The organism is Lysinibacillus sp. C5.1, assembly GCF_016350185.1.
Taxonomy (GTDB): Bacteria; Bacillota; Bacilli; order Bacillales_A; family Planococcaceae; genus Lysinibacillus; species Lysinibacillus sphaericus.
Genome location: NZ_CP066226.1, coordinates 849,199 through 873,531 on the forward strand (window position 1 = coordinate 849,199; position 24,333 = coordinate 873,531).

General features: G+C 37.3%; 19 protein-coding genes and 1 pseudogene. 14 read left to right on the plus strand and 6 right to left on the minus strand.

The annotated features are described in order from the left end of the window. The first annotated feature begins 231 nt into the window (after window positions 1–231). The 4 genes from I5435_RS03870 (at window position 232) to I5435_RS03885 (ending at window position 4,962) form a co-directional block, all read left to right on the plus strand. Window positions 232–684, plus strand: a complete 453-nt coding sequence (locus I5435_RS03870; protein ID WP_024362221.1) for a TlpA family protein disulfide reductase — start codon at window positions 232–234, stop codon at window positions 682–684. Window positions 685–864: 180 nt separating this feature from the next. Continuing rightward, the gene (locus I5435_RS03875; protein ID WP_024362220.1) at window positions 865–1,527 is read left to right on the plus strand and encodes a potassium channel family protein; all 663 of its coding nucleotides are present in this window, start codon (window positions 865–867) and stop codon (window positions 1,525–1,527) included. Between the two features lie 110 nt (window positions 1,528–1,637). Next, window positions 1,638–4,160 (plus strand): bifunctional lysylphosphatidylglycerol flippase/synthetase MprF, encoded by a 2,523-nt coding sequence (gene mprF / locus I5435_RS03880; protein WP_337983287.1) that lies wholly within the window; start codon window positions 1,638–1,640, stop codon window positions 4,158–4,160. A 304-nt stretch (window positions 4,161–4,464) separates the two neighbouring features. Further along, a complete protein-coding gene (locus I5435_RS03885; RefSeq protein WP_024362218.1) occupies window positions 4,465–4,962 on the plus strand; it encodes a GNAT family N-acetyltransferase in 498 nt (165 codons plus the stop codon). A gap of 110 nt (window positions 4,963–5,072) precedes the next feature. Here I5435_RS03885 and I5435_RS03890 read toward each other — a convergent pair whose 3' ends face one another. Both I5435_RS03890 and I5435_RS03895 read right to left on the minus strand, forming a co-directional pair. Then, window positions 5,073–5,762 (minus strand): DUF4085 family protein, encoded by a 690-nt coding sequence (locus I5435_RS03890; protein WP_337983288.1) that lies wholly within the window; start codon window positions 5,760–5,762, stop codon window positions 5,073–5,075. A gap of 102 nt (window positions 5,763–5,864) precedes the next feature. Next, complete coding sequence (locus I5435_RS03895) at window positions 5,865–8,954, minus strand: efflux RND transporter permease subunit (RefSeq protein ID WP_025218728.1); 3,090 nt, start codon at window positions 8,952–8,954, stop codon at window positions 5,865–5,867. Window positions 8,955–9,053: 99 nt separating this feature from the next. Here I5435_RS03895 and I5435_RS03900 point away from each other — a divergent pair, with 99 nt between their 5' ends. After that, complete coding sequence (locus tag I5435_RS03900; protein WP_025218729.1) at window positions 9,054–9,887, plus strand: TetR/AcrR family transcriptional regulator; 834 nt, start codon at window positions 9,054–9,056, stop codon at window positions 9,885–9,887. Between the two features lie 381 nt (window positions 9,888–10,268). Here I5435_RS03900 and rnjA read toward each other — a convergent pair whose 3' ends face one another. Both rnjA and I5435_RS03910 read right to left on the minus strand, forming a co-directional pair. After that, window positions 10,269–11,936 (minus strand): ribonuclease J1, encoded by a 1,668-nt coding sequence (gene rnjA, locus I5435_RS03905; protein WP_024362215.1) that lies wholly within the window; start codon window positions 11,934–11,936, stop codon window positions 10,269–10,271. A gap of 5 nt (window positions 11,937–11,941) precedes the next feature. Then, window positions 11,942–12,151: a DNA-dependent RNA polymerase subunit epsilon gene (locus I5435_RS03910; RefSeq protein ID WP_024362214.1), complete on the minus strand. Its 210-nt coding sequence runs from the start codon at window positions 12,149–12,151 to the stop codon at window positions 11,942–11,944. A gap of 439 nt (window positions 12,152–12,590) precedes the next feature. On the opposite strand from I5435_RS03910, the gene I5435_RS03915 reads away from it, so the two are divergent. Further along, window positions 12,591–13,361: a Cof-type HAD-IIB family hydrolase gene (locus I5435_RS03915; RefSeq protein ID WP_337983289.1), complete on the plus strand. Its 771-nt coding sequence runs from the start codon at window positions 12,591–12,593 to the stop codon at window positions 13,359–13,361. Window positions 13,362–13,469: 108 nt separating this feature from the next. Here I5435_RS03915 and I5435_RS03920 read toward each other — a convergent pair whose 3' ends face one another. Further along, window positions 13,470–14,228 carry a DeoR/GlpR family DNA-binding transcription regulator gene (locus I5435_RS03920; RefSeq protein WP_024362212.1) on the minus strand — a complete coding sequence of 253 codons (759 nt, stop codon included), beginning with the start codon at window positions 14,226–14,228 and terminating at the stop codon, window positions 13,470–13,472. Window positions 14,229–14,375: 147 nt separating this feature from the next. Here I5435_RS03920 and I5435_RS03925 point away from each other — a divergent pair, with 147 nt between their 5' ends. From I5435_RS03925 to phnX, 5 genes and pseudogenes are all read left to right on the plus strand, one after another. Further along, window positions 14,376–15,128 carry an ABC transporter ATP-binding protein gene (locus tag I5435_RS03925; protein ID WP_024362211.1) on the plus strand — a complete coding sequence of 251 codons (753 nt, stop codon included), beginning with the start codon at window positions 14,376–14,378 and terminating at the stop codon, window positions 15,126–15,128. Continuing rightward, a pseudogene (locus I5435_RS03930) lies at window positions 15,121–16,746 on the plus strand (ABC transporter permease subunit). Before I5435_RS03925 ends, I5435_RS03930 begins: the two are co-directional and overlap by 8 nt. Window positions 16,747–16,748: 2 nt before the next feature. After that, entirely contained in the window at window positions 16,749–17,732 is a 984-nt protein-coding gene (locus I5435_RS03935; protein ID WP_024362209.1) for an extracellular solute-binding protein, read from the plus strand. 14 nt (window positions 17,733–17,746) lie between these two features. Then, the gene (gene phnW / locus I5435_RS03940) at window positions 17,747–18,847 is read left to right on the plus strand and encodes a 2-aminoethylphosphonate--pyruvate transaminase (RefSeq protein ID WP_337983290.1); all 1,101 of its coding nucleotides are present in this window, start codon (window positions 17,747–17,749) and stop codon (window positions 18,845–18,847) included. Continuing rightward, on the plus strand, window positions 18,837–19,625 hold the full coding sequence (gene phnX / locus I5435_RS03945) for a phosphonoacetaldehyde hydrolase (RefSeq protein ID WP_029747190.1): 789 nt from the start codon (window positions 18,837–18,839) through the stop codon (window positions 19,623–19,625). Before phnW ends, phnX begins: the two co-directional genes overlap by 11 nt. A gap of 262 nt (window positions 19,626–19,887) precedes the next feature. On the opposite strand, the gene def is transcribed toward phnX, so the two are convergent. Beyond that, a complete protein-coding gene (gene def / locus I5435_RS03950; RefSeq protein ID WP_024362207.1) occupies window positions 19,888–20,445 on the minus strand; it encodes a peptide deformylase in 558 nt (185 codons plus the stop codon). Between the two features lie 395 nt (window positions 20,446–20,840). Between def and pdhA the strand changes: the two genes are divergently transcribed. From pdhA to I5435_RS03965, 3 genes are read left to right on the plus strand one after another with little or no spacing between them, the layout of a single operon-like run. Further along, window positions 20,841–21,956 (plus strand): pyruvate dehydrogenase (acetyl-transferring) E1 component subunit alpha, encoded by a 1,116-nt coding sequence (gene pdhA / locus I5435_RS03955; protein WP_024362206.1) that lies wholly within the window; start codon window positions 20,841–20,843, stop codon window positions 21,954–21,956. Between the two features lie 3 nt (window positions 21,957–21,959). Next, window positions 21,960–22,937 (plus strand): alpha-ketoacid dehydrogenase subunit beta, encoded by a 978-nt coding sequence (locus I5435_RS03960; RefSeq protein ID WP_024362205.1) that lies wholly within the window; start codon window positions 21,960–21,962, stop codon window positions 22,935–22,937. A 47-nt stretch (window positions 22,938–22,984) separates the two neighbouring features. Beyond that, the gene (locus I5435_RS03965) at window positions 22,985–24,328 is read left to right on the plus strand and encodes a dihydrolipoamide acetyltransferase family protein (RefSeq protein WP_107895635.1); all 1,344 of its coding nucleotides are present in this window, start codon (window positions 22,985–22,987) and stop codon (window positions 24,326–24,328) included. Window positions 24,329–24,333 lie beyond the last annotated feature (5 nt).

The following is a 24,333-nucleotide window of genomic DNA, read 5'->3' on the forward strand; positions in this document are numbered from 1 at the left end:
AGCAAAGTCCTTCACTTTTAGAAAGAGCGGGATGAATGCGAATTATGCAATGAAATCAGTAGCGGTACAGCTATTGAGCAAGTCGGAGTACTCTGGCACTGTCTAGATTTTTTTCGAGCTTTTTGAAAAAAATATAGACGCAATTACGCCAAGGCTCAATTCATGCATAAAATGAATAATGGGTCCCCACGACACGCTTGTGGGGATATTTTTTTCAAGGGAGGATTTTTTATGAAACTTCGTGAACAAATGCCTGAACTTACAGGTGCAACAACATGGTTAAATGGTGAAGTAACGAAAGCACAATTAGTTGGCGAAAAACCAACACTAATCCATTTTTGGTCTGTAAGCTGTCATTTATGTAAAGAAGCAATGCCGGAAGTGAATAATTTCCGTGACCAATATAAAGATGAATTAAACGTTATTGCTGTGCATATGCCACGTTCTGAAGCAGATACTGATTTGGATACGATCAAAGCTGTTGCAGCAGAGCATGATATTACACAACCTATTTTTGTAGATAATGAAATGAAGTTAACGGATGCTTTTGAAAACCAATACGTACCCGCTTACTTCGTATTCGATAAAGACGGACAGCTTCGCCATATGCAAGCTGGTGGTAGCGGTATGAAGATGTTAGAAAAACGTGTGAATCGAGTTCTCGATGAAATGCGTAACGCATAATTTTAATATTTGCTAGGCGGGGATGTTTAAATCCTCGCTTTTTTTTATAGTAATAGTATAGAATGTCGAAAATACTAGATAGAAAAGGTAAAATGACGATTGGTCTCCTGTTTTGACAATACATATAAGCGAGAATAAGTTAAAATAAAGTAATTGTAGTTTTCGGAGGGATTTTGAATGATGAAAAAAGAGTTTGCCGTCATTGGACTTGGACGTTTCGGAGGGAGTATTGTTCGTGAGCTAATGAGTCAAGGTGCGCAAGTAATGGCGATTGACCATTCATCTGAACGGGTAGATGAGTTTGCTGCTATCGCAACGCAAGCTGTTATTGCCGATTCAACAGATGAATCGGTATTAAATTCATTAGGTATTCGGAATTTTGAACATGTCATTGTCGCTATTGGCGAAGATATTCAGGCAAGTATTTTAACGACTATTATTTTAAAAGAAATTGGTGTTCAGCAAATTACAGTAAAAGCTCAAAATGACTACCACGAAAAAGTGCTAAGAAAAATTGGAGCAGATTTTGTAGTTCATCCTGAGCGTGATATGGGTATTCGTATAGCGAATAATATGTTATCTAATACGGTGCTCGATTATTTAGAGCTGTCAGATGAGCATTCGATTATGGAATTAAAAGCCAATGATGCCATTGCCGGTTATTCGATTATGGATTTAGATATCCGCGCAAAATACGGCATTAACATTGTCGGCATAAAACGAGGATCGGATATTATCGTTTCTCCACAAGCAAGCGACAAAATTTTACTTGGAGATATTATGCTTCTTATCGGTGCTGATGTGGATATTAACCGTTTTGTGAAGAAGGCAATGAAAGAATAAGAAAGAAGTGGAATATTGTAGTTGGTTTACAATACTCCATTTTTTAAATATACAATCCAACTTTTTTTATGAAGTATGTTAAGAAAGCTGATGGGGAGTAGGTTTAGCACATGTTTAAATTTAGGAAAGAACGATTACTACGGTTTCTAAAAATTATATTTCCAATCATACTTTTAGCGATAGCGATTTACGAAATACAACAATCGCTAAGGGGGGTAAATGTAAATTTACTGCGAAATGAAGTTAGTCAATTGCAAGTATGGGAACTGTTGTTGATTTTTTTCATTACGTTTTGTGCGATTACTCCGATGATTTTTTACGATGTTATTTTGGTAAAACTATTAGGAATGAAAATAAACAAGCGTACTTTAGTGAATAATTCGTTTATCGTCAACACATTTTCGAACCTTATTGGCTTTGGCGGTTTAGTAGGTGTATTTCTACGAAATTATTTTTATTCAAAATATAAAGTGGATCGTGAAGGCTTGTTAAAGAGCATTGCTACCGTTACTCTTTTTTATTTAACAGGGATTTCATTGTTAACTTGGTTGATGTATCTGTTCTTTTGGGATTTCCCAATGTTAAAAGAAATTCGCTGGTTATCAATTGCTGTCATTGTGGTCAGCCTCTATGTTCCTGTATTTTTAGTGACGCATCTTATTCGCTATAACAAAAGAAGTGCCTTAACGTATAAAGTATTCCTACAGTTAATGATTACTTCTGTTGCTGAATGGCTTGCGGTCTTTTTTGTCATTTGGATGTTAACAATCATCATCCAAATACCGATGGAGCTCTCTACGCTAATACCGATATTTTTAATTGCCTCATGTGCAGGTATAGTAAGCATGATTCCGGGAGGGGTTGGCTCATTTGACCTTGTTTTTTTATGGGGGACGCAAAGTGTTGGAATTGCCGAAGAAAAAGTACTCTTTTTATTAATTTTGTATCGTGTGGGCTACTTTGTACTACCGTTTTTAGTGTCCGTACTATTATTTATGAAAGATTATTGGGAGCGTTGGAATCGGTCGTGGGACGATGTACCAAATGTTATTTTTCAAAAGATTAGTCATATGTTGTTAACCAGTTTAGTATTTATCTCGGGCATTGTCTTATTGTTATCAGCATCGGTACCAGGTATTTTAAGCAGATTAAAAATCGCTCAGGAGTTTTTATCATCACCAATTATGAATATTTCCCATCAATTAACTGTTGCGGCAGGCTTTATTCTATTAGGGTTGTGTAGGGGAATTAAATATAAAGTGAAAACGGCTTATCAACTTGCCATTATCGTGCTTAGCAGTTCGGCTTTATTTTCAATTAGTAAAGGTTTTGATTATGAAGAAGCCATTTTTTTACTGATAGTCGCTGTATTGTTAATGGCATCCAAAAAACAATTTTATCGGGAAAGTTATGTCTTAACATGGGGTACTATCTTATTTGACCTTGCGGCGGTTATTTTCATTACGGCAATGTACTTATTAATAGGTTATATCAATTTACCTACCGCAAAAATTCATATTCCGACACCATTGCAATATTATATCCTTACAGATTATCGGGATTTATTTTTCAGTGCAATGATCGGTATCCTCATCGCTTGCGCTATTTTTTACTTAGGTTATCTTACACGTGGACCTAAAAAAATGTACAAGCTACTATCAAAAGAACATGAAGACAAAATCAAAAGTCATCTTATGGAGTATACGGGAACGGAGTTTTCACATCTCATTTTTTTGCATGACAAATTTGTCTATTGGAATAAAGAAAATACGGTGTTATTCGCCTATCAAATCTATGCAGATAAAATCGTGGTACTAGGCGATCCGGTAGGTCCAGAAAGTGATTTATTATCGGCTATTCAGGAGTTTTTGGAAGTAGCAGATAGGCATGGCTATACACCTGTTTTTTATGAAATTAACAACAAGATTTTCCCTGTGTTACATGAGCATGGTTATAGCTTTTTTAAGCTGGGAGAGGAAGCGTTTGTTGATTTAGAGATGTTCACATTTGCTGGAAAAGAAATGAAGGGCAGCAGGGCGGTAAAAAATAGATTTGAACGCGAGAACTATACGGTCACAATATTAAGTCCGCCTTACTCACAGGAGGTTATGACTGAACTAGCGGAAGTATCAAGAAGATGGCTACAAGGAAGGGCCGAGAAGGGATTTTCTCTTGGCTTTTTCGATGAAAATTATTTGAACACCTCAAAAATTGCTGTGTTAAGAGGAGCTGAAGGCGTCATTGGCTTTGCAAGCATCATGCCTATGTATGATAATGGCGAAAGAATTTCAGTCGACCTGATGCGCTTTAAACCTGGGGCACCGTCTGGTACAATGGATTTCATTTTCTTATCGCTGTTTCAATGGGCGAAAGAACAAGGATACCATGTATTTAATATGGGCATGTCTCCGTTATCGAATGTCGGTCAATCTAGATACTCTTTTTTAAGCGAAAAAATTGCAGCACAAATATTTTTACATGGCCAGTATTTCTATCATTTTAAAGGCTTAAAAAACTTTAAATTAAAATATGCAGATTTTTGGGAACCAAAATATGTAGCGTATCGCAAAAAATCATCGTTGCCCTTTACGATGGCACAAATTACATTATTGATTGGACGAAAGAGAAAATAAGTGAGTTTGTAAGTGCGCGGTTAGGTTTACAACAGGGTAAGGAAACAAGCACATGATTCAAGTATGAAAGACATTCATGATGCAATAGGAAGCGGAATTTGCAAAGTGTGTTTTAAAGAGGGCTTTTAATATGATGGCATTCGCATGGGCTTGTTAAGAGAAAATGGGAAGCTAAAGTGAATATGGGACTGCATTCAAGATTATATTGGATGCAGTCTTTTTTTATGGTAAATTTGGGAAAATATATTTGATTTTACACAATGTCTTTGTCATAATAAAGAAAATTCTAATAATGAGGAATAGTATGCTAATAACTGAAAATTGTGTAATTGAGTTTTTAAAGCCACACCATCAAGATGATATTTATTCTTTATATTGTAATCAGGATGTCAGAGCATTTCTTGGAGGGATTCCAGATAAAAACTATATTCTTTCTTCCTTTAACAGCATGTTGCAATCATCATTTCCTAATTCATACTTTACCATATCATTAAAGAACACGAATGACTTCATTGGTCTAGTATCGATTGATGAATACCATGAACAAACAACCTATGAGCTTAGCTATCAATTTTTGCCACAATATTGGGGTAAAGGTTACGCACAAGAAGTTTTAACTGCGGTCATCCATTATGGATTTACTAGTTTACAATTATCCAAGCTAGTAGCAGAAACACAAACTGCCAATATTGCCTCCTGTCGGGTGCTAGAAAAAATAGGTATGGAAAAAATACAAGTATTAGAAAGGTTTGGGCAGGAACAAGCTGTCTATCAGTTACTAAGCACAAATAATGGTTGTTAAAAGTAAACAAAGGATAGGGAAAGCAGATGGGAAAAGGTGGTCTACTAGAGAGATAAAAATCCGGAAAAAGTTAGATTCGTGGCTAACTTTTTCCGGGCAACGCAAATCAATTAGAGGTCTTTAGCAATCGATGAAGATAGATATTCAATGAAGACATCTGTTGCTTCAATAGTTGTTTCCCACATTTCGCATGGACCATTGAACAATACATGTAGTTCAAAACCATGATTGGTTACATACACCTCATCGTATATCCACCATGCATCGATAATATGCGCAAGATTTGATATTTTGTGGATTCCCGTAAATGTTAATTTAATATCAACGGTTTGTCCATTTCCATCAATATTATTTAATAATAATATACATTCCTGTCTTTCTTGGCAGAAGTCAACAGCAAGCACGGTTGCATCATGTGTATAAACATCCTCATATATTCGCACAGCATTTTCCGGAAGTAAATGTTTAATTAATGCATAATTAGCTTTACATTCATTTCGTATCGTTTCTAATTTATGTTTAAAACGACTGCGACATTGCTCTATTACTTCTCTTTCTTCTTGTGATGGATAGTCGATCATAAATGTTCCTTTATTAATTGCTGGGTGGAGTGATACAGGAAGGAACGTTAATAAGTCATTTTTTCTATACGCTAATTCTGCTTTTAATCTCTCTATATAGTCAATGTCCATATCATCATATGATTGTACAAGTTCCTTCCATTCCTCCTTTGAATCAGGAAATACTAAAGATCCGTATATCTGCATTTCATCATATAATTCCTTCGTATAATATTTCATTATTTCCTCCATATCTGAAGTGCCAGGCACTCAAACAATTCTTTAAAAAAAGAGGGTGCTCCATTGCAGGAGCACTCTCTTTCGGATTGTTGCTTGTATTCTTTAGTTTTCTTCAACATCTTTACGGTTTTTCTTTAACATTTTGGATAGCATTTCATAGACAATTGGTACGACTACTAATGTTAATAATGTTGAAGATAATAAACCGCCAATTACTGTAATCGCGAGGTCTTTCGAAATTAGTCCACTACCGCCATTACCAATTGCCATTGGAATCATTGCACCAATTGTTGCAATGGCAGTCATTAAAATTGGACGTAAACGTGTTGCGCCTGCTTCTAAAATGGCCTCACGCATCCCAAGTCCGTCGCGTTCCATATGGATAATACGGTCTACAAGTACGATGGCGTTGGTCACAACGATACCGATTAACATTAAGAGACCCATCATAACGGATACAGAAATCGTTTGATTTGTTACATATAAGCCAACAAATGCGCCAATGACTGCAAATGGTAATGAGAAGAGGATAGCAAATGGTGCTAAACCTTCACCGAACGTTACGACAAGAATAAAGTAAACGATAGCGATAGCTGCTAACATCGCAATACCTAGTTGCGTAAATGTTTCTTGCATATCTGCCGCTACACCGGATACGCCTGTTGTCACACCTTTAGGTAAGTCTAATTTATCGATCTTTTTATCTGCTGCGGTCGTTGCTTTTGAAATATCATCGCCAATAATTGTGGCAGATACAGTGGCGAAATATTCACCTTTTGAGCGCGATAGTGAATTAAGCGTAGTACCTTCTTCAACGTTTACTAATTCACCAATGGTCATCGTTGTGCCTAAAGCCGTTTTAATTTCAGTTTTTAAAACATCATCGATTGATAAGGCTGCTGCCTTGGCATCACGTTTGACAATGACGTTAATGTCTTTGCCATCACGTTCAACTGTTGTTAACACTTCTTGTGAAGCAGTAGAATTTAAAGCCATGACAATTTGAGCAGTCGTTAAGCCATATTGTAAGACATTTTTTTGCTCTACTTTTAAGACATGTTCTACATATGGATCTTCATAATCAGACTTCACATCTTCTAGACCTTTAACTTCTTTGAGTGATCCTTCAACATCTTTAACAGCGCTACGTAACTTGTTTAAGTCTTCACTGTATAATGTGTAACTTACCTCGTTTGAAGCCATAGACGTTGATGAGAAGTTTTGGCTTTTCCATTCGCCTGATTGGTCAAGATTAAATACATAGTCTTCTACTTCTTGACGAGCAGCAGGGAAGTCTTCCATCTCTGGGTCAAAGATGAGGTACATTAATGCACCACCAGCTGTGCCACCCATCATCATTGCTGCTGGGTCAGCATTTGTAGCATCAGTAATTGAAACTTGTAAAATATCAATATCTTTTCGTTTCATTAATTCTTTTTCAACTTGTGCTACATTTACTTCTGTTTCATCAGCTAGCTCGCCAGTACCAGGTGTATATGTTAAATACATGACCTTTTCCTCTTGAGATCCCATGAAACTAAAGCCAATTAATGGTGTTAAAGCAAGGGAACCAACAAGCATTAAAATCGCAATCGTAGATGTAATGATTTTATGATTTAATGCTTTTTCTAATATACCTCTGTACCAATTAGCTAGTTTACCAACTTCTTGATGCTGGCTTTCCTTTTTCTCTCCGTAGATTTTTTTACGGAATAAGAAGTGGGATAAAGCTGGTACAATGGTAATTGCTACTATTAATGACGCACCTAAAGCAAATGTCATCGTTAATGCGAAAGGCATAAATAATTCACCAACCATACCGCCTACAAACATAAGTGGGGCGAATACCGCTACCGTCACTAATGTAGAAGACAAGATTGGTTTAAACATTTCAATAGTTGCTTCACGAATCAGTGCGCGACCTGTTAATTTTTCTTGTTTTAAATGGATACGTCGATAAATATTTTCTACTACGACAATGGAGTCATCAATTACACGTCCAATGGCGACGGTGATTGCACCAAGTGTCATAATATTTAACGTAATATCCATCCAGTTTAATAAGAGTAATGCCATGAAAACTGAAACTGGAATTGAAATAATCGAAATAATAGTTGATTTGAAATCGCGTAAGAATAATAAGATAATTAAAACCGCGATTGCGCCACCGAATACCGCTTTTTCGATCATTGTGAAGACTGAATCTTCAATTGGAGCACCTTGGTCAAGTGAAATATCAATTTTTAAGCCGTCAATTCTTTTTTCTTCATCTTTAATCAGCTCTTTTACTGCATTGACAACCGTTACTGTATTTGCATCTTGACTTTTTACGATTTGAATTGCAATGGCATCTTTACCATTTGTACGAGATACAGATTGTACTTTACCTTCAACTTCAATCGTAGCAATGTCGCCTAAACGAACGAAAGGAGAAGGTTGTGTAGCTGAAGGTGTGACAGGTATTAATAAATCTTTTAATTCATCGATAGATTTAACTTTACCATCTACGGAAACCGCTTGTTCACCAACCGTAAATTGATATAAACCAAGGGATAATGACATATCACTTGCTTGAATCATTTGTTTTACTGCATCTTCAGTTAAGCCAAGAGCAGCCATTTTTTCTTCGTCATATTTAAACGAAACTTCTTCAATGTGTTGACCAGTAATCGTTGCTGACGCAACACCGTCGATTTTTTCGATTTTAGGAAGTAATAAATCTTCTACTGTTGATGTTAGGTCAACAATGTCTTCCTTCGAACTACTCACAGATAATGCGACAACCGGCATCATGTTCATACTAATGGCCATGATTGTTGGTTCTTGCGCGCCTTCAGGCAGTTTTACATTATCGAGAGCGGATTCTAACTGACGTTTCTTTTCATCCATATCAATGCCATAGTCATATTCGACTTGCACTTGGGCAACGTTTGAAGAGGAAGTGGAATAAACGGCTTTAACATCCTCTAAACTTTCAATGGATTTTTCAAATGGAATAGAAAGTTCATTCATGACTTGTTCAGGCGTGGCACCTGGATACACGCCCATTACAATTAAGTATGGAATCGATATATCAGGGATTGATTCCATTTTCATTCTTGTACCTGAATAAATCCCTGAGACAGTGATGATAATTGTTAATAACCACACTGCCAATTTGTTTTTCAATACAAAATTAACTAAACCTTTCACCTTCACACCTACCCTTTATTGACTTACTAGATTCAATTATTTATACTAATGACTAATCAGTCATTTGTCAACGAAATGCATTAGGAGAGATTTAAAAATATGTTAAAAAAGCAATTAATTATGGAGAAAGCATTAGAACTGTTCTCTGAACAAGGCTTTGAAGCAACATCTGTACAGCAAATTACGGAACGCTGTGGTATTTCTAAAGGGGCATTTTATTTGTCTTTTAAAACAAAAGATGAGCTTCTTTTCTCAATGGTTGACTACTACTTACAGCAATTTATTGCAGACATTGACCACGTAGTCAGAAATTCGAATAAAAAAGATGTCATGCTGGTTGATTTCTACAAAAATATTTTTCAAGCATTCAAAAAACATGCAGCATCATCACGTGTTTTTTTTAATGAAAAGGTTTTTCTTACAAATAAAGAGTTGTTTCTCAAAGTGAGTGCCTATGAAGCAGATATGTCGAAGTCTATAGTCCAAATGCTTGAACAGTTGTATCAGGAAGAGCTACAAGAGACAAAGTACGATGTTATGTATTGTGTAAAAGGGTTTATGAAAAGTTATGCCGAGCTATTTATATTTTCTGATTTACCGCTCGACCTAGATCAGTTGGCGCAATCTTTAGCGGAAAAGACCGATATAATTGCTCGACATACGACAATTCCTTTTATTACCGAGGAACTTGCTCAATTAGTAGCAAGACCATGTGATCAAGAAATAACGCAGGAATCGCTATTACAGTTAATTGATCAAAGTATTCATAACTTAGAGCCGTCTATTGAGCGGGAATCTTTGGAGCTTTTAAAAAATCAGGTTGAGCATACAACATATAGTCAAGCGATTATCAAAGGTTTAATTGAAAATATTCGTCTGCAGCCGGGGTGTCAATGGGTCGTCTATGTATTGGATAAATACTTTCAGTTTTAATTGTTGAAATAGAATTGTTCACAGTTTTGTTATTGTGGATAATTCTATTTTTTTGTATTTGTTTTTGAAAAGAGATGGTGCACTTTTTTAAGAGGATATTACTATATACGTAAAATGTTGGCGGAGGTTTCAAAATTTTAAAAATTTATGAAATCACATTTAACATTTTTAAACGTGGGACAAAATAAGCGCTATCAGAACAAAAATGATAAAGACGGATTATTTTGCCACAAAGAGTAATGGGGGATGTCCTGATTTAATTATTCAACTCCATCCATAGAGGAGGCTTGCACAAGGATATTACTTTATCGAAGAAAAATAGAGTTTCTATGCAAAAAAAAGAAGCTACGCGAATAGTGCGTAGCTTCTTAATATAGAAGATTATACTTCCATAATAATTGGTAATATCATTGGACGACGTTTTGTTTTCTCAAATAAATAAGGTCCTAAAACATCAGTGATTTCATTTTTAAGTTCTGTCCATTGAGGTGTTTTACCTTGGATTGTTTCATTTAGATGACGATTTAGCATTTTTTGTGCTTCGTTAATCATTGTGCCGGATTCACGCATATAGACAAACCCTCGTGAAATAATATCAGGCCCTGAAACGATTTTTTGGTTTTCCATATCAACGCTGACAACAACAATGACTAAACCTTCTTCAGAAAGGATGCGACGATCACGTAAGACAATATTACCGATGTCTCCAATACCATTACCGTCAATATAGACATCACCAGAAGGGATGCGACCTGCCACATGTGCTTCATTTGCACTTAATGCCAGAACATCACCATTTTCCATGACGAATGTATTTTCCAGTGGAACATCACAATCTTCTGCTAAATGCGTATGCATTTTTAGCATACGGAATTCACCGTGAATAGGCATAAAGAATTTTGGCTTCATCAGTCGTAGCATAAGCTTTTGTTCTTCTTGTGAACCGTGACCAGAAGTATGGATATTATTTAATGCACCATGAATAACTTCTGCGCCAGCACGGAACAGTAAGTTGATAATTTTATTTACGCTAACCGTATTCCCTGGTACTGGTGAAGAAGAGAAGACAACTGTATCGCCAGGCTGGATTTGAATTTGACGGTGTGTACCATTGGCAATACGAGATAGTGCTGCCATTGGTTCACCTTGTGAGCCTGTACATAAAATCATTACTTCATTGGCAGGTAAACGGTTAATGCTTTGCGCATCAATAAAAGTATCTTTTGGTGCGTTGATGTAGCCTAGCTCACGGCCGATTGTAATGGCATTATCCATAGATCGACCGAATACAGCGATTTTCCGTCCGTATTTAATGGCAGCATCTGTTGCTTGTTGTAAGCGGTGAATATTGGATGCAAATGTTGCGAAAATAATACGACTATCAACCTTGCGGAAGATTTCATCGATACTTTTTCCAACTGTACGTTCAGACATTGTGAAATTTGGTTTTTCAGCATTCGTACTATCAGATAATAGGCAAAGAACGCCGTCACGTCCGATTTCAGCCATTTTTGTTAAGTTTGCAGGCTCTCCTACAGGTGTAAAGTCGAATTTAAAGTCACCTGTGTGCACGATATTGCCTGGAGGTGTTTTAACGACGATACCGTAAGCATCTGGAATACTATGCGTTGTTCTAAAGAAGCTGACAGATGTCTTTCTAAATTTAATAATATCTTCTTCTTTAATTTCGATTAGTTTTGTTGTACGTAGTAAACCATGCTCTTCTAGTTTATTGCGCAATAAGCCAAGTGCAAGCTTACCTCCATAAACAGGAACATTTACTTGACGTAGTAAATAAGGGATACCACCAATATGGTCTTCGTGTCCGTGCGTAATAAATAGCCCTTTAATTTTATCTACGTTTCGTACTAAATACGTGTAATCTGGAATAACATAGTCAATCCCGAGTAAATCGTCTTCTGGAAATTTTATACCGGCATCAATTAAGATGATTTCATCTTGAAATTGAACACCGTAAGTATTTTTGCCGATTTCGCCCAGTCCGCCGAGCGCGAAAACAGCTGCTTGGTCATTTTTAACAAACTTCATGTTTGTTAAATTTCCTCCAAGACGAAGTTCGGACTTGCTTGTTCGTACTCTAAATAGTTACCTTCAAGCAGTTGAATGAACTCAATGTTGTAATGACGGTCTTGTAACTTTTGACGTACTTCACGTTCTGAAGCAGCTTCAAGGTATAGACTTTTAGTGTTTTCGCGAACTGGAATCTCATTTGCTTTTTCTTGATAATAAACTTTGTAAATCATAGTTTGCTCTCCTTTGATTGCGTACATTATTATTGCACATTTGGCTATTACCACACACGTACTACAAGAAAAAATCGCGAATTTCTAGTATACTTTAGACGAATAAAGAAATGAGCGTTTGAATTTCTTGTATCTCAATACTTTTATCTTGCACTTTTCATGAAAAGCAATGAGACAGTGGTTGCGCATAGTCAAATAAATGCATTTCCTTTATATTATCACGCAGCTACTCTAAAATAAAGAAAAGCCCTTCAAATAATGAAGGGCAAATGTTAGGCAATTGATTTTTTTCCGAGTACGCCACGAAGTCGCTTCAACAATTTTCGCTTTAGTTTCTTCAGCATGGCACATCACTCCTTAGGATCATTATAATTAAAAACAATGCCTGTGTAAAGGATTTAGCCTTTGCAACATCATACATAAAGAGAGGGATTATAGGATGAAAAAAATTTTATTTTTTGATGTAGATGGAACGCTCTATAACAGTGAAAAAGTATTGCCTGCTTCTGCGAAAGAAGCGCTATTAGAAGCACGTCGTAAAGGATATGAGCTTGCAATTGCTACTGGACGTGCACCATTTATGATTGAACCATTGCTAGAAGAGCTTGATATTGACACATATGTGACTTTTAATGGACAGTACGTCGTTTATCAAGGCGAGGTTGTCTACGCAAATGGTGTGGAAAAAGAAGAATTAGAGAAAATTATTGCCTTTGGAGAAGCGCGCAATGAACCCGTTGTTTTTTTAGATGACAAGCGAATGATTGCGTCAGTTGGGGGGCATAACAAGGTATCCGTAAGTTTAAACACGTTAAAATACCCGTACCCAGAATTAGACTCATCTTATTATATGCAGCACGATGTTTATCAAACACTCATCTTTATGGAAGAGAAAGATGAACATTTGTATGATGAGGCATTTCCAAATGTCCAGTTCGTGCGCTGGCATGAATATTCTTGTGATATTTTACCTAAAGGAGGTTCCAAGGCTGCTGGAATAGAAAAAGTGCTCGCGAAAATGGGCTTAACGTTAGAGGATGCCATTGCTTTTGGTGATGGTATGAATGATATTGAAATGTTAGAGGCTGTTGGTACGAGCGTGGCAATGGGAAATGGACATGAAAAAGTAAAGGCGGTCGCGACACATATTACCGATCATGTAGATGCGGACGGACTTGCGAAAGCGATGCGCTATTTAAAAATTATTTAAGTGCCAGTCACTCAAACAATTTTGAATATTAAAAGGAAAACCCACGAGAAGTGGGTTTTTTACGTATTATTGGTGCCAGTCACTCAAACAATTTACTCAAACAATGCTTTAGATATCAACAACCTTCAGCTGAATGCCAGCCTCCGTAAATTGATGTAATGTTTCTTTGGGCAGTCCGTTATCAGTAAGTATCATATCGACCTCTTCTAGCGGGCATACTTGAATAGCCACATCTTTATTGAATTTGGTAGAATCAGTTGCAACATAAACTGTCTGCGAAATATTAATAAGCTGTTTCCTCGTCATCGCTTCTTCTAAACTAAAATCGGATATTCCTTTTTCTAATGTCACGCCACTAGCGCATATAAATGCCTTATTAATATTGAGATGGTCGAAGTGGAAAAGAAAGTCATTTGAAGTGACCGATTTTTCCGAATGTCGCACTCTTCCGCCGATAATCATCACTTCAATATTAGAACCAATTAAATCAAATGCTACAGGAAGAGAGTTCGTCACGACTGTTAGTTTCTCCTTGCCTAGTAGAAATGGTGTCATTTGATAAGTTGTTGAGCCACTATCGATAAAAATGCAGTCACCATTATTAACTAAAGAAGCACAAGCTTTGGCAATGGCAATTTTTTCTGTTAACTGCTGTGTTAATCGATTGTCCATTAATCCTTCAACGGGTTCAATATATTTTACACCCCCATAAAACTTCTCGATTTTCTTCTCTTGCACAAGTTGTTGAATATCTCTTCGGATAGTTTCCATCGATACATTGAATTCTTTTGTCAGGGTTACTAATTTTACTACCTTGTTATTCCGAATGAATTGCAAAATATGTTGTTGCCTTTCTACTGTATACATTACATCACCTCTTATTGTTATTTACTCAAAGTAGTAATAAGTTTGTCAACAGTTAGTCAGAATTTACTCAACATTTACACAAACATGTGATTCCCCTTTACAAATTGTCTCTATACTGTGGTTAACAACTCAAAAGGAGTGAGCAATTTGTTAGAACTAAAAAATATTTCAAAAAGTTATAAAAATAAAAATGTTTTAAGAGATATAAATTTAACGATAGATTCTGGTGAAATTGTTTCGTTATTGGGGCCGAGTGGTTGTGGGAAAACGACATTACTCAACATTGTTTTAGGTCTCACAGAACAAACAGATGGGCAACTTTTTTACAATGGACAAGATATATCGAAACAATCGATGCAGGATAGAGGATTTAATATCGTTTTCCAAGATTTCGCGTTGTTCCCACATTTGAATGCTTACGATAATATCGTCTATGGCTTGAAAAATAAAAAACAGCAAATGTCAAAAGCTGAGATTCAGGAGTATGTGGATTTCTTAGAACTCGCTCCACATTTACATAAAAAGATTCACGAATTATCTGGTGGACAGAAACAACGTGTCTCTATTGCTAGAACGCTTGTTATGCAGCCGAAAATTTTATTGCTAGATGAACCGTTAAGTGCGCTAGATGGTGTGATTAAAGAATCCATTAAGGAGCGCATTAAATCAATTGCTCGCCAATTTAAATTAACAACTATTATTGTGACACATGATCCTGAGGAGGCGCTCACATTATCAGATAAAGTACTCATCATTAATGAGGGAACTGTCTCACAATATGGCACACCTCACGAAATATTGAAAACACCAAAAAATCAATTTGTGGAAGACTTTATATTAAAGCAACTTCATATTAAACGTCATAACATCTATCAACTGTTTGGAGAATCCTATGCTTAAAACGAATAAAATGGTGAAAATTCTCTTTCTGCCAATTGTCTTCTTTTTTCTGTTCTTTTTAATTGTGCCATTACTTTATATGTTTTGGCAGTCTTTGAAAAAAGGCAATAGCGTAACGATTCAAAACTATGTAGAAGCATTACAGAGCGTTGAAATTCGGGAAGCGTTTCTTAATAGTTTCCAAGTGTCATTTGTCGCTGCCGTTATTACTACTTGTTTAGCGTTTGCTCTTGCCTATGCCATGCATTTTACGACGATGAATCAACATTTAAAAAAGCTTGTACATATCGGGGTGACATTGCCGATGCTCTTGCCGACAATTACCTATGGTTTTGTATTGCTTTACACATTTGGCAATCAAGGAATTATAACAAAACTTCTGGGGAAGCCCTTAGTGACAATTTATGGATTTAATGGCTTGTTGATTGGGTATGTGCTTTACACATTGCCTGTTGCATTTATTTTAATGCAAAATTCCATGCAGTACATTGATAAACGCTTTTTGCTTGTCTCGATGCTAATGCATGATAGACCATCACGTCGATTTTACCATACCGTATTTCGACCTATGATAGGAACAATTGGTGGAGCATTTATTTTAACGTTTATTTTAAGTTTTACCGATTTTGGTATCCCTGCTTCGGTAGGTGGGGGTTATAAAGTGATTGCAACAGAGCTATATCAAGCGATGCTTGGCTCTATTGTGCGATTTGAGCAAGGGGCGGTAATTTCCGTACTTATGCTTGTACCTGCTGTACTTGGCATCGTGATGCTAAGTGTGCTAGATCGATTTAATTTTCAATATAAGCATGTCAGTCAAAGTGCTCTAGTCGTGCATCGTCTTCGAGACAGTATATTTACAGTGCTATCGTTAGTATGCGTAAGTACGATTTTTATCATCTTCTCAACAATGTTTATCGTGCCGTTTACTAAGGGCTATCCATATGACTTTAGTTTCACATTGGAACATGTACAAAATGTTTTAGCAGAAAAAAATTTAACAAGGGCTTATATGAATTCTCTTATTGTTGCCTTTTTTACAGCAATTTTAGGTGTGGGCATCGCGTTTGTTTCAGCACTTCTAAATGTCAGAACACCGTTAAAAGGGAGAAGTACATTAGATTTTGCGTCAATGATTACCAATACAGTGCCAGGTATGGTACTCGGTCTTTCTTATTTATTTTTCTTCAATGGGAGTTCGCTTAAAGGGACCTTCTTTATCATTATTGCCTATACGGTTGTCCATTTCTTTACAACACCGTATTTAATGGCGAAAAACTCTTTGCAAAAAATGGACCCAACATGGGAAGTGACGGGAGAGTTATTAAAGGACTCTTGACTTCAAACGGTCATTCGCGTTATTTTGCCGAATATAAGACCTACTATTTTTCAAATGTTTAGCTATTATTTTTTAAATGCCATGGTGACAGTTAGTGGCGTAATTTTCCTTGTCAGTACGAAAACGATGCTTGTCTCTACGCGCATTAAAGAATTGCAGCATTTTGCGAAGTATACGGATATTTTTGTTCTCTCAATTTTTATTTTATGTACAAACCTCATTGTGAAATTAGGTTGTGACTATATAACAACAAATAAAGAAAAGTTTAAGGAGATGTAATGATGAAAAAGTCGACAGTCATGATGTTTGGAACGGTTAGTTCTGCAATTGTATTAGCAGCGTGTGGAGGTGCGGAGGCTGATACGAAGGATCAAGTTATTATCTATTCTAATGCTGATGATGAAGCAATTGAAGTAATGCAAACCACACTCGATAAAAAGGGGTATGAAGGAAAGTATATTATCCAATCATTCGGTACATCTGAATTAGGTGGGAAAATGATGGCAGAGGGTAAGGATATTGAAGCAGATGTGGTAACAATGGCTTCTTACTTTATCGAAAGTGCTCAAACATCTAAATCAATGTTTGTCGAACTAACTTCTGAGTTAAAGCCGTTAGATGGTGGTTCAACTTATGCATTACCGATTTTAGGGAATGTCGGGTCTATTTTTATCAATACAGATTTATTGGCGCAAAAAGGGCTACCTGTGCCACAAACAATTAAAGATTTAACGAAGCCAGAATATAAAGATTTAGTTTCTTTTCCAAATATTTTAGACTCCTCTACTGGCTGGCTATTAGTACAGGCGATTATGAGTGAATATGGCGAAAAAGAAGGAAAGCAAGTATTAGCAGATTTAATTAAAAATGCTGGACCGCATATTGAAAGTTCTGGTTCTGGCCCTATTAAAAAGGTGAAAACAGGAGAAGTCGCAGCAGGGTTTGGCTTACGTATTCAAGCAATTGATGCCAAAAATGAGGGCTTACCAATCGACTATATTGACCCAACGGAAGGTAACTTCACGTTAACAGAATCTGTTGCCGTTGTAGATAAAGAAGGGGACGAGGCATTGGCGAGTGAAATAGCAAAGGTCATTGCGACTGAGGCGCGAGCAGATTTGTTAAAACAATATCCTGTAGCACTTTATGAAGGCGAGCAAGTAGAGGAAAAATATGTTCCAAAATACTTAAAAAAATGGGATACGACTTTAACTGTCGATTTATTAGAAAAACATCAAACATTCTTTAAAGAAGCACAACAATAAAGGAGTCTAACAATATGAATACCTACAAATTATTAACTCCCGGTCCACTAACAACTACAGAAGCAGTAAAAAAAGAGATGCTAGTGGATCGCTGTACATGGGATGACGACTACAAGCAAGTTACACAAGAAATACGCAAACAGTTAGTGGCGATAGCGCAGGTTGATGATACAGACTATACAGCTATCTTAATGCAAGGAAGTGGGAGCTTTGTCGTTGAATCGGTTCTGACAACTGCTATTGGAAATGCAGATAAGGTACTCATTATTACAAATGGAGCGTACGGGGAACGAATCGTAGAAATGGCAACAGTCCTTCAATTACAGCATGTTGTTTACAGTGTACCGTATCATGAGCAACCATCACCTTTAGAAGTACAAGCTATACTTGAAAAAGATGCTGCTATTACGCATGTCGCGATTGTCCATTGTGAGACGACAACGGGGATATTAAATCCTATTGATGAAATAGGCAAAGTTGTAAAATCGTTTAATAAAACATTTATTGTAGATGCAATGAGTAGCTTTGGTGGCGTGCCAATGGATTTATCGAATATGCAAATTGATTTTTTAATCAGTAGTGCTAACAAATGTATTCAAGGCGTGCCAGGTTTTGGATTTGTTGTTGCGAAAATAGAAGCGTTAGAAAAATGTAAAGGACAAGCCAAGAGTGTAGCATTAGATTTATACAAACAATGGGAAGTGATGAGTGTAGACGGGAAATGGCGTTTTACATCACCAACACATGTTGTAGCGGCCTTTGCAAAGGCGTTGGAGGAACTTGCTGAAGAAGGTGGCGTTGCGGCACGCTACACACGATATGCTAAAAATAATCAACTATTGCGTGAAAGATTATCACGCTGTGGTTTTGAAGCTTATATTTCAGCGGAAATGCAATCACCGATTATCACGACGTTTTTATATCCATATGAAGGATTTTCTTTCGAGCATTTCTATCATGAAATGAAACAAGCAGGCTTTGTTATTTATCCTGGTAAGCTAACTGAATTTGATACATTCCGAATCGGTAATATAGGGGATGTTCATGAGGAAGATATGACTACATTATGTAATGTTATTGAAAACTATATGGCGGTGAAAAATAATGAAAATTGAAGCGGTAATTTTTGATTGGGCAGGTACAGCGGTTGACTTTGGTTGTTTTGCACCTGTCAATGTATTTCTTACTATTTTTGAAGATGCAGGTGTTGCGGTGACACTAGAAGAAGCACGCAAACCGATGGGCATGTTGAAAATTGACCATATTCGGACGATGCTTGAGATGCCAAGAGTGAGTGAAGCATGGGCACGTGTGTATGGCCGTTCATTTACAGAACAAGATGTACAGGCACTGTATTCGCAGTTTGAAACGAAATTAATGGCATCGCTTGCTAAGTATACGGACCCGATTCCACATGTGAAAGAAACGGTTCAACAATTAAGACAAGCCGGAATACGCATTGGCTCCACAACAGGCTATACTGCCGCTATGATGGAAGTCGTGACACATCACGCTGCTGAGAAAGGATACAAGCCTGATTTTTTAGTTACACCGACTGATATAGGAGATAAGGGACGTCCCTATCCATATATGATTTTCAGAAATTTAGAAGAACTTGGCGTGAAAGCGACAAAGCAAGTCGTTAAAGTCGGGGATACTACGTCAGATATACAAGAGGCATTAAATGCCGGAGTTTGGGCTGTTGGCGTTATAGTCGGAAGTTCTGAAATGGGTTTAACAGAACAAGAATTTATGAGTCTATCTGATGAAGAGCAACAAGCCGTTATTGAAAAAACAAAAGCTATTTTTGAACAAACGGGTGCACACTATACGATTCAAACAATGCGTGAACTGCCGGCATTAATTGAGACGATTAATGCGCGATTAGTTTAAAAGATAGCAGATAGAATAAAAGCGAAAAAGTGTTAGATTGACTGCAATCAATCTAACACTTTTTGCTATGCATATAAGAGTAAGTGTCAGGCAACTAATTCAATTTCCGTGTTAGCCATGTATTTATGACTTGCCAAGTAAAAATCCACGTAGACTCCTGGGGGAACGCAAGCAATGTAAGACGCAACAGACCGCGCGACAGCGATGGTAGGCGCTTACGTGTGCGCCAGCGGAAAGCATCCGTCGTAGCTACTAGTGAGTCTTAGTCGCGTTCGTATGGAACAGCGTCTGGAATTTCAGCAAATGGATTTTTTTCATTGATGCGATCATAAAACATAATGCCGTTTAAATGATCTAATTCATGCTGGAAGGCGATAGCTGGCAAGCCAGTTAGACGCATTTTTTTCTCTTCGCCGTCCATTGTTTTAAATTTCACGGTTATACGTGCGTGACGTGGCACATACCCAGGGACATTGCGATCAACAGATAAGCAACCTTCGCCAGTTGGCAAATAGGTATTTTCAACAGAATGGCTAACAATTTTCGGATTGATTGCGATAAAGCTCAATTGTTCTCCTTTGTCATCTTTTAAGTGAAGGGCAAACATGCGGTGTAGACTATTTACTTGGTTAGCAGCTAATCCAATCCCGCTGCGTAAATCATATTTATCGGCAATTTCAGGATCTTGGCTGTTAATTAAAAACTGTAGCATATCTGTAGCAAGCTGTTTTATTTCATCAGTTAAAGGGAATTGAACTTCCTCTGTTTTAGTGCGGAGTGTCGGATGGCCTTCGCGAATTATATCATCCATTAAAATCATGTGAGAATCTTCCTTTCAATCTTTGTATTACCTTATTTATAAGTATACATCACGCATTAAAACATGCACATGAAAAAAGACTTTATTTAAATAAACTTAAAAAATTTTTGTGTAGCTATTAGATTACAGAAAACTGGGGTATTCTACTATTGGTCATTATTTAGAGAAACGTAATGTTTGAGCGCTTAAAGGAAGTTGTTGTAATACAGATTTTTATTATTAGTGATACAGTATAGGACAGTCTACTCTTAACGTTTTTGTAGAAAAATTCTTTGGTATAAGGCGTAATATATGATTGACCGACTGTATTTTATTCAGTATACTGAGTCCTAAGAATAAGTTGTACTAGTTTGAAAGTGATTTATTTTAATACAGTTGAAAGGGAGATGTGACAAATGAGCAAAAAAAACAATAATATTTTTGATCCACAACAAACGCTAACTGAAATCGAAGAAAAGTTTGAAATGTTTCAAATTTTGAACGAAGAAGGCGAAATTATAAATGAAGAGGCAGATCCGAAATTAGCAGATGAAGAGTTAGTTGAGTTAATGACGCGTATGGTTTATACACGTATTTTAGATCAACGTTCCATTTCTCTTAACCGTCAAGGTCGATTAGGCTTCTACGCACCAACAGCTGGTCAGGAAGCTTCACAACTTGCTTCTCACTTTGCATTAGAAAAAGAAGATTGGATTTTACCAGGTTACCGTGATGTACCACAAATTGTATGGCATGGTTTACCGTTAGATAAAGCATTTTTATTCTCACGTGGTCACTTCGAGGGCAATCAAATCCCAGAAGGTGTTAATGTTTTACCACCACAAATCATTATTGGTGCACAATTTATCCAAGCTGCTGGGGTGGCACTTGGTATGCAAAAACGAGGTAAAAAAGCTGTAGCAGTTACTTATACAGGTGATGGTGGGTCATCACAAGGTGATTTCTACGAAGGAATGAACTTTGCTGGTGCATTTAAATCACCTGCCATTTTCATCGTACAAAATAACCAATTCGCAATTTCTACACCGCGTGAATTACAAACAGCTGCAAAAACAATTGCACAAAAAGGTGTTGCAGCAGGTATCCCAAGTATTTTAGTAGATGGTATGGATGCACTTGCAGTGTACGTTGCTACTCGTGATGCACGTGAGCGCGCAATCAATGGTGAGGGTCCAACGTTTATCGAAACAATGTGTTACCGTTATGGTCCACATACAATGGCGGGGGATGATCCAACACGTTACCGTACGTCTGACACGGATAACGAGTGGGCTCAAAAAGACCCGTTAGTTCGTTTCCGTAAATACCTAGAGGGTAAAGGACTATGGGATGAGAAAAAAGAAGAGGCTGTTATTGAGCGTGCGAAAGAAGAAATTAAAGACGCAATTAAAAAAGCCGATGCTGCACCAAAGCAAAAAGTAACACAGTTAATGGAAAATATGTACAAAGGCGAAATGCCTTCGAATTTAAAAGAACAGTATGAAATCTACAAAGAGAAGGAGTCGAAATAACCTATGGCACAAATGACGATGATTCAAGCAATTACAGATGCGCTTCGCACAGAATTAAAGAATGATGAAAACGTTCTGTTATTCGGGGAAGATATAGGCGTCAACGGTGGGGTTTTCCGTGCAACTGAAGGCCTACAAAAAGAATTTGGTGTAGATCGTGTATTCGATACACCATTAGCAGAGTCAGGTATTGGTGGCTTAGCAATCGGTCTTTCGCTTCAAGGTTTCCGACCAGTTCCAGAAATTCAGTTTTTCGGCTTCGTCTATGAAGTGATGGATTCAATCAGTGGACAATTAGCTCGTTTAAGCTACCGTAGCGGTGGTGTATATAACGCACCTGTTACAATCCGTTCTCCATTTGGTGGCGGTGTGCATACACCAGAAATGCACTCAGATAGCTTAGAAAGTTTAATGACGGCACAGCCGGGCTTAACAGTCGTTGTACCATCAACACCTTACGATGCTAAAGGATTACTTATATCTTCTATTCGCAATGACAATCCAGTCATTTTCTTAGAGCATTTAAAATTATATCGCTCATTCCGCGAAGAAGTACCTGAGGAAGCATATGAAATTCCATTAGGTAAGGCAGATGTAAAACGTGAAGGTAAAGATCTAACAATTATTGCATATGGCTTAATGGTACATGAAAGCTTAAAAGCAGCAGAAGAACTTGAAAAAGAAGGGCATTCTGTAGAAGTTATTGATTTACGTACAATTCAACCAATCGATATAGAAACAATCATTGCGTCAGTTGAGAAAACAGGCCGAGCAATCGTTGTTCAAGAGGCACAAAAACAAGCAGGTATTGCTGCGAATGTTGTCGCTGAAATTACAGAACGAGCTATCTTGAGTTTAGAAGCACCTGTACTTCGTGTAGCAGCACCAGATACAGTGTACCCATTCCCACAAGCTGAAGGTGTTTGGTTACCGAACTATAAAGATGTAATGGAAACAGCGAAAAAAGTCTTAACATTCTAATGTAGTTTGCATATTTGAAGAAAAGCAAAGAGAAAGGATGGGTACACATGGCATTTGAATTCAGATTACCGGATATTGGCGAGGGTATTCACGAAGGCGAAATTGTAAAATGGTTCGTTAAAGCTGGGGATACTGTCAAAGAAGACGATATTCTTTGTGAAGTACAAAACGATAAAGCAGTTGTAGAAATTCCTTCACCAGTTGAAGGGAAAGTAGAGGAAATCTTAGTAGGAGAAGGTACAGTTGCTGTTGTTGGCGATGTATTAATCCGTTTAGATGCTCCAGGCTACGAAGATTTAAAACTTAAAGGTGACGATCATGCAGAGGCGAAAACGGAGGCACAAGTTCAGTCAACGGCTGAAGCTGGTCAGGATGTAGCAAAAGCGCCTGCTAAAGAAGAAGCACCAAAAGCTCCAGCAACAGCGGAAGTAGCTGTAAAACAAGAAACAGCAGATAGTACAAAACGTATTATTGCAATGCCTTCTGTTCGTAAATTTGCAAGAGACAATGAAGTAAATATTCATGAAGTGTCAGGTACTGGTAAAAACGGTCGTATTCTAAAGGAAGATATTGAGAATTTCCTAAATGGTGGTGGAGCAGTGCAAGCTGCAGAAGCTCCAGTGGCAAATGAAGAAGCAGTTGCTCAACAAGAAACTGCCCAAGCTGCGCCAGTTGTTCTTGAAGGAGACTTCCCAGAAACACGTGAAAAAATGTCTGGTATTCGCAAGGCGATTGCCAAGGCAATGGTTCACTCGAAACAAACAGCACCTCATGTTACACTAATGGATGAAGTTGATGTAACAGCTCTTGTAGCACATCGCAAAAAATTCAAAGATATTGCTGCTGAAAAAGGTGTAAAATTAACGTATTTACCATACGTAGTAAAAGCGCTTATTTCAACATTGCGTGAATTCCCAGAATTTAACCGTTCTTTAGATGATGCAACACAAGAAATTATTCAGAAGCACTACTACAATATCGGTATTGCAGCAGATACAGAAAAAGGTTTATTAGTTCCAGTTATTAAACATGCAGATCGCAAATCAGTATTTGCAGTTTCAAATGAAATTAATGACTTAGCGACAAAAGCGCGAGATGGTAAACTTGCTCCGCATGAAATGAAGGGCGCTTCCATGTCTATCACGAATATCGGTTCTGCAGGTGGCCAATGGTTTACGCCAGTAATTAACCACCCTGAAGTAGCGATTTTAGGTATTGGTCGAATTTCTGAAAAACCTGTAATAAAAAATGGTGAAATTGTAGCTGCACCTGTGTTAGCATTATCATTGAGCTTTGATCATCGCATGATCGATGGAGCCACTGCGCAAAATGCTTTAAATCACTTAAAGCGTTTGTTAAGTGAGCCAGAATTATTATTAATGGAGGCGTAACAAAA

Excerpts from the sequence above, each read along its gene's own strand:
- I5435_RS03870 (WP_024362221.1), top strand. The coding sequence starts at position 232 with ATGAAACTTCGTGAACAAATGCCTGAACTTACAGGTGCAACAACATGG.
- I5435_RS03890 (WP_337983288.1), bottom strand. The coding sequence starts at position 5,762 with ATGAAATATTATACGAAGGAATTATATGATGAAATGCAGATATACGGA.
- I5435_RS03875 (WP_024362220.1), top strand. The coding sequence starts at position 865 with ATGAAAAAAGAGTTTGCCGTCATTGGACTTGGACGTTTCGGAGGGAGT.
- I5435_RS03920 (WP_024362212.1), bottom strand. The coding sequence starts at position 14,228 with ATGTATACAGTAGAAAGGCAACAACATATTTTGCAATTCATTCGGAAT.
- pdhA (WP_024362206.1), top strand. The coding sequence starts at position 20,841 with ATGAGCAAAAAAAACAATAATATTTTTGATCCACAACAAACGCTAACT.
- mprF (WP_337983287.1), top strand. The coding sequence starts at position 1,638 with ATGTTTAAATTTAGGAAAGAACGATTACTACGGTTTCTAAAAATTATA.
- phnW (WP_337983290.1), top strand. The coding sequence starts at position 17,747 with ATGAATACCTACAAATTATTAACTCCCGGTCCACTAACAACTACAGAA.
- I5435_RS03915 (WP_337983289.1), top strand. The coding sequence starts at position 12,591 with ATGAAAAAAATTTTATTTTTTGATGTAGATGGAACGCTCTATAACAGT.
- def (WP_024362207.1), bottom strand. The coding sequence starts at position 20,445 with ATGATTTTAATGGATGATATAATTCGCGAAGGCCATCCGACACTCCGC.
- I5435_RS03935 (WP_024362209.1), top strand. The coding sequence starts at position 16,749 with ATGAAAAAGTCGACAGTCATGATGTTTGGAACGGTTAGTTCTGCAATT.
- I5435_RS03960 (WP_024362205.1), top strand. The coding sequence starts at position 21,960 with ATGGCACAAATGACGATGATTCAAGCAATTACAGATGCGCTTCGCACA.
- phnX (WP_029747190.1), top strand. The coding sequence starts at position 18,837 with ATGAAAATTGAAGCGGTAATTTTTGATTGGGCAGGTACAGCGGTTGAC.
- I5435_RS03910 (WP_024362214.1), bottom strand. The coding sequence starts at position 12,151 with ATGATTTACAAAGTTTATTATCAAGAAAAAGCAAATGAGATTCCAGTT.
- I5435_RS03885 (WP_024362218.1), top strand. The coding sequence starts at position 4,465 with ATGCTAATAACTGAAAATTGTGTAATTGAGTTTTTAAAGCCACACCAT.
- I5435_RS03900 (WP_025218729.1), top strand. The coding sequence starts at position 9,054 with ATGTTAAAAAAGCAATTAATTATGGAGAAAGCATTAGAACTGTTCTCT.
- I5435_RS03965 (WP_107895635.1), top strand. The coding sequence starts at position 22,985 with ATGGCATTTGAATTCAGATTACCGGATATTGGCGAGGGTATTCACGAA.
- rnjA (WP_024362215.1), bottom strand. The coding sequence starts at position 11,936 with ATGAAGTTTGTTAAAAATGACCAAGCAGCTGTTTTCGCGCTCGGCGGA.